The following is a 6,699-nucleotide window of genomic DNA, read 5'->3' on the forward strand; positions in this document are numbered from 1 at the left end:
ATGTATTTATGGTATAGAGTCTTATTGGTCACATGTCTATGGTTTGCGGTAAATTGTAAAGCCGAAGTAGAATTAACTATAAAAACAGAAAATGATGAAGAAATTAGGTTAGATAATATAGAGCTACATAGTAAGAGGATTAATAAGTTATTAAAAACCTATAACCGAGTAGTCGTAAAAATTCCTTTCGAATATAAGAAAGCATTGCCACTGGCGATGGCAGCGTTTTACCAGAATATAGAAGGAAATTCTAATATAGAACTAGATATGTCAAATTTATCCACAGATGATAATCTTTTCACTGAAGATTATTATGAAAATTTAGGTCTTAATTTTATTAGCCATAACCATATTATAGATCTCAGTCATGCAATTGACGAAAAACCAGTGGTATTCATTATCAAAGATGAGCATATTAGCTCTTTCATCAAGAAAAAGAAGAGTTCGCGCCTATGCAATATTCCATCTGTTGGAGATGAAAATCAATCTAATATACTCAGTAAATTTGAGGGCCTAGATGATGCCATCTGGTTATTGAAATTTAATAATAGTTTAATCGATGGTGACCTATGTATTCTGATTAAAGACCATAAAGTGCCTGATCAGGATACACCGGAGGAAGTTTTCAATAACTATGAAGATAATGTTAGCGATGAGTATGACGAACCCAGTGAAGAATTGTCAGAAAACGAAAGCTATATGAGGCAAAGACCAAAAAAAACAATACATAAATATTTCAATGAGGAAGACCAGCCCCATGATTCATGGTATTCAGTCAAAAAGACCATGCAGGTATTGGGATCGGATGCGGCCAAAAAATGTTATATCGGTGTTGGTACCATGATTGGTGTCATGGCATTGTATTGCTATTATCCAAAAATTGTCTCAGTAACTTGTAAAATTTTTGATAAAATCACTTCGGCTTCGAAGTGCGGTATGATTTCTATTTATGATGGATATAAATCAATATACAATTTTATTGGAAATTTGTTGTGCCGACCGGATGATGGCAAATCAAAATCCGCAAATGAGTCTGCAAATGAGTCTGCAAATGAGTTCATATATAAATCAGGATCCATAGATAATCCTGACGGAACATTTATATGTACAAGGTGTAAAAAGGTTTATAAATGATTTTGTAATTTTATTATTAACAATGATTTGAAATAGATTGGAGTTCTGATACTAACGAAGTTTTGTTAGCTGCATAATCCAATGGATGTTATAGATTTTTTTTTCACATTATTATCGGGGAGAAGAGGAATGTCTGATCTTTTTAATAAAATTCCAAGAGGCACGTTGTCTAAAAGTTCTCTTGCGAATATCAAAGAATGGTATGGCTGTGAAAATTCTTCAAGAACTGTCCGAGAATCGATCGTTGAACTGGTTGATGCCGGTGAGTTCAATGAACTTAACGATAGGTTTTTTAAGACACTTAATTTCGGGACCGGAGGTATCCGTGGTCGTACCGTGGGTGATCGCATCACCATGGCCGAACTTGGCAATGGTGTCAATACCTCGCCAGAATTTCCAGCCATTGGCAGTGCATGCTTAAATCACTTCAACGTGGTTCGGGCCACAGCTGCATTGCATAAATATTGTAAAAAGGCAGCGGCATCCCAGCGGCGCGAGATGCTGTTAATTGTGGCCTATGATGTGAGGCTTTTTTCGAAATGGTTTGCCGAGATTACTGCCAAAACCTGGGAGTATCTCGGTGGTCAGGCCATGGTTTTTGCCGGACCGAGATCCACGCCTCAGTTGAGTTTTTCGGTTAGATATTTCAAGGCCATTGCCGGAGTGGTAATCACAGCCAGTCATAATCCCTATCATGACAATGGCTATAAGGCTTACTTTGCCGATGGTGCCCAGGTAATTGATCCCCATGCTGCTGCCATAATAAAGAATTTTTCACAGCTAAAGCTGTCGGATAGCATGACCATGTTTAAAGCCATAGAGGGCAGAAATTTTTCAAATATAATAGATCCAAAGGCCGAAGAAGCCTATATGGCCGTGGTGAAAGATTCGGTTCTGGATGTGGATTCGATAAAAAAATGTACCAGAAAAATTGTTTTTACACCACTGCATGGTACCGGAGATGTGATAACTGTTCCTGTTTTAAAATCTCTTGGAATGAAAGTCATTTGTGTTGAAGAGCAAATGGTCCATGATCCACTATTTAGCACCGTTAAGTCTCCAAATCCAGAAAATTTCGATTCATTGAGGCTTGCCATTGATCAGGCCAAAGCCGTTGGCGCCGATGTGGTGATAGCAACGGATCCGGATGCTGATCGCATGGCCATTGCTGCCAGAAATAATGACGGAGAATTTGAAAAATTTTCTGGAAATATGACCGGAGCTCTTCTGCTCGAGCATCGGATTAGAAAGATGAAAGAGCTGGGGATTTTGCCAAAAAATGGTGCCAAAAATGCTGTGGTATTGAAAACCTTTGTCACCACTCCTCTGGTCGAAAAGATAGCGCTGGATCATGGCTTGAAGTGCATAAATACGCTCACGGGATTTAAATGGCTTGGCAATAAAATTAATAGCTATGCACAGCGGTTAATGGAAAAACTAGGCGATGGCCATGTGGATTATGACCATATTGAAATAGGGGAAAGGAGAAAACTTTTGCTCCAGCATAGCCAGTTCTATGTCTTTGGTTGTGAAGAGAGTTATGGTTGTTTGGTCAGCGATGTGGTTAGGGATAAGGATGCCAATGCTGCCGCGGCGATGGTCTGCGAAATGATGACGGATCTTGGCAAAAAAACGTTGATAGATTTTCGCGATGAGATTTATAATACCTATGGCTATTACGACGATATATTATTAAACATATACTATGAAGGTGCCAGTGGAGTGGAGAAAATCAGAAATATTTTGAATTCCTATAGAAAAAATCCACCGGAGACAGTAGCTGGGCGAACTGTGGTCAAGATTCGTGATTTTTTAAAGAGCTCTATCTTTGATGCCGATGGTTGTAAAGTACCTCGGGAAGATTTTCTGTTTCTGGAGTTAGAAAATGGCGATGCCTATGCTGTTAGAGCAAGTGGTACCGAACCGAAGATAAAGTTTTATATATTTTGCAGTACCACTGCCATGGATTCTGAAATGACTGTCAATGGTGTAAATAGAGTAAAATCCAGATTGGATTCGCTAAAAAATTTTTTGGAAGCAGATGCGGAAAAGCGTTCCATGGATTAGGATTAAAATTGTTTTACCTTTTTAATAAACTTTGGCTCTTTCTCTTGACCTGATAGTAAAGTTTCCTTAGAAATGGGCAGTTCGGAGAGATGGCTGAGTGGTCGAAAGCGCCTTCCTGCTAAGAAGGTAGCCTTATAAAACGGGGCTCGAGGGTTCGAATCCCTCTCTCTCCGCCAGTGTCTAATTTTTAACGAATAAGTGTTTGAGAATTGTAAATCGTTTTGAGATGTATAAATTATAATTGACGTTGTGGTAATATCTCTATTCAATAAAAGGCTATGGACGCAAAAAATGTTTTATTAATATCTCTGTTAGGATTAACGAATGTTTGTGATTGTCAGGCTAGATGCCCGTTAGTAGAGCGGAGCTATGATGAATTATCGTGTTATGATATTGATGATAGCATCAGTGAGCCGGTGGACCGTAATTTATATAGTCTTACCTATGGCATATTTGGCGTTCTAGATTTAGAGACTTTAGATGAGTGTGTGTTATATTTTATAGAAGAAAAAGCTGGTGTTCTCAGCGATGATCTGTGTGAAAATTTAGAAATTGATTGGAAATATATAGTAAAATACATCTTTTGTGAGACGAAAACAGTAGACAATATTAATGAGCTTGTAGATAAAGCAATTTATAAGCTGAATCCTGCTATGGACCCTGAATTAGCGGAATATTCTCAATCTGTAGTAAGTGAATGTGAAAGTCTATACAATGAATTGATAGAGGGATTAAGTCATGATGAATATCAAGCCTATATCAATAAGCATGATCTGCATTTGAATAAGCTTTCGGGTGGTCTATCTATGTCTCGAGATTTAACTACATTGCGTAAAGTTGTAAACATTCTTGTGGCCAAAAAAGACAATATGCCTGGTTATTGTATGCCAGAAAATGAGAATGTTGACTGGGAGGCTGTGCTAAGATATCTTTTTAATGTATTAAGAAAAAATCATACTATTTATAGTCTTATGCATCGAATGGTTGAAGATCTTGATTCCCGGTATCCGTCTTTGTATAATGAACTTGTAAGAGAATGTGATGAGAATGAATTTCAGTTATACCGCAAAATAACGGATATGAATGATAGCATGATTGATTATGGTTTTTCATGCGAAAATGACGATTCTTTCAATGGAAAAATTAAAATTTTATTGGAAAATATTTTAATTCATGCAACCGATGAGAATAGATTAAATAATATTTCGAAAGATATAATATTAGATTATATTCAAAATAAAGATGTAGTGCTCTATAATGAATTACAAAATAGAATCAATGAAATTAGAGAAATGCTTAAAATCCATGGAGGATTGATAATTTTTTAATTATTATCAAATTTACACCATTAATATTTTCATTACTGACGTTATAAATTGACATAGCTATCACTTATATTAGGATTAGTTTTATGGATGGATGTAATAAAAATAATAAGAAAATACTTGTGGGAGCTATTTTGTTAATGATTGCGAAAGCTTCAATATATGGTGAAGGTAGTGGCCCTAGTAATGCTTTTGCGAATAGAATTAAGATGTTTAATGTCCAGAACAAAGAAAATGTTGGACCAAGCCCGAAAGCATTTGTGCGCAACAATCCAGCTGTATCTAGCTCTCTAAAGGAAAGGGCTAAGATGTTTGATAATGGGCATGAAATAAAAACGTTCAGAAGCAATCATGGTAGTGTTGTAAATAATAGGCCCATTAATACTCAGCCAAACCCTAGGCCGAATGTAACTCATTATAATACTGACAATAACAGGGCTCTCGTTGACGAAAGAAAAAAAATACTGAAAGAGAGAGCAGAAGATGTTATTAGAAAAAGGGCTGAATTATTGAAAATAGATGAGAATGCGGAAAAACCAATATATAGAAATGACGAAAGAGCAAAAGAAAGCGTAGAAATTTACGCTCAGAATAAAGTTGAGGAAATGACCGAGGCGGAAAAAATAGCATTTCTAAAGGCGTTGGCAGAAGCGGCCGTTCCTAAAAGTCGTGAATTTAAAGATATAAGGGATAAAAAACTAGCAAAAGAAAAAAAGAGATATGAAAAAGAGGAAAAATACTTAATAAGTCAAGAGCCATCCATTTTCGCATTATTAGGTGAAAAGTTGAGTTATATTGGGAATTCGAAATTAAATGTTCCTGTCTATTTGGCTAATCTTACCGAAGCACAGAAATTGGAAAATTTCCCAAGGCCGACCATAAGTCCAAATCAATACAGAAGTATTATACTCCAAGAAACCAATCTATTGAGCGCTGATGAGCAAAAGGCTCTGCGAAGAGATGTGGAATCCATTTTTTCGCTATCTTTGAGAATTGGAGAAAGCCTCAGAAAGATTGCACGCGATTTTCATGGGAAAAAAGCAAAGGTTTTTGAGTCCCAAAATCAGCCTCAGATGGAAAAAGTTTTTGATGAGCTATTTGAACAGATCGATGCAAAGGTTTTTGCGATCAGGTCCGAAGAGCTAGGGCCCTATATTTCCGGTGCAAAATTTGATCAGATAAAACTTCTTGTTCTAAGGCAACAGGAAGCTTATCTAAGATCCCAATACCAGGTCATGGAGTTTCTTGGATCTCAATTATCAGTGGATGATCAGGCTGTGCTTAGTGTATTTAATGAACTATCCAGCTATAATAGAGGTAATATCCACTATACCGGTAGTTTAAGCGATTTGGTAGAACGTGAATTTGGCTATAGAGTATCTGAATGTCCAGATATTATGATAGACAAAAATTTTGTTATTAGCATAAATTCTATTGTAAATGCGACAAAAAACAAATCGATCAACGTGGCCAGAAGGATTGCTAAACGGCGTACGGATTTGGCAGATGATTTAGCCTTTAGAGAATTGATAGAGAACCTTGGTTTTTGGGCCAATGCGACAAGAAATGTGAATAGAAAAATTATAAATTTCTGTGAAAGAATATCTTTACCGTCGGTCGATAGCCAGTTGTTTGATCATCAACTTCATGGTCATTTCATAAAAATGATTGACAGATTTCCCTTCTTAGATCTGTTTGATATGTCACGTTACAGTGATGTGCATACCATGGCGAAAGGAACTCTAATGAGAATGACTAAAGAAGTTTTAAATGCCATTAAAACCTTTAACCAATGTGAAGTTCCGTCCAATGAATGCAATAATTTCATCAATGGCCTAAAATCCCTCATAGAAGAAATTGTATTAATTCCTTTTGCATCCCGTAAATTGCAGGAAAAAATCGCTGATGTTAGGAATTTCTTAATTAATGGTGAATAGTAGCAATTTTCATTGAAAAGATTAAAAACTCAGTTTTGTACGATGGCTGAGTTTTTTTATTTGAAACAATTTGGCTATTTTAACGAAAAGGGCGTAAAATTCCCGTAAATCGTTCTGAAAAATAAATCTAGGGTTGTCAGGATGGAAGTCATAGTTACTTAATAGAATACTATGAGTACAAAAAATGTCCTATTGATGTCCCTATTGGGATTGACTAATGTTTATAATTGTTATGC

At 36.3% G+C, this 6,699-nt stretch carries 4 protein-coding genes and 1 tRNA gene; all 5 read left to right on the forward strand.

All coding sequences use genetic code 11. From position 1 onward, the window contains the following. The gene (locus LBH49_02440) at window positions 1-1,134 is read left to right on the forward strand and encodes a hypothetical protein (GenBank protein MDR0351483.1); all 1,134 of its coding nucleotides are present in this window, start codon (window positions 1-3) and stop codon (window positions 1,132-1,134) included. An 81-nt stretch (window positions 1,135-1,215) separates the two neighbouring features. Beyond that, a complete protein-coding gene (locus LBH49_02445) occupies window positions 1,216-3,201 on the forward strand; it encodes a phospho-sugar mutase (protein ID MDR0351484.1) in 1,986 nt (661 codons plus the stop codon). An 83-nt stretch (window positions 3,202-3,284) separates the two neighbouring features. Further along, window positions 3,285-3,377 (forward strand) — tRNA-Ser (locus tag LBH49_02450). A 102-nt stretch (window positions 3,378-3,479) separates the two neighbouring features. Continuing rightward, on the forward strand, window positions 3,480-4,529 hold the full coding sequence (locus tag LBH49_02455) for a hypothetical protein (GenBank protein ID MDR0351485.1): 1,050 nt from the start codon (window positions 3,480-3,482) through the stop codon (window positions 4,527-4,529). Between the two features lie 83 nt (window positions 4,530-4,612). Further along, the gene (locus LBH49_02460) at window positions 4,613-6,463 is read left to right on the forward strand and encodes a hypothetical protein (GenBank protein MDR0351486.1); all 1,851 of its coding nucleotides are present in this window, start codon (window positions 4,613-4,615) and stop codon (window positions 6,461-6,463) included. The last annotated feature ends 236 nt before the right edge of the window (window positions 6,464-6,699 follow it).

This window comes from Puniceicoccales bacterium, from assembly GCA_031255005.1.
Taxonomy (GTDB): domain Bacteria; phylum Verrucomicrobiota; class Verrucomicrobiia; order Opitutales; family LL51; genus JAIRTH01.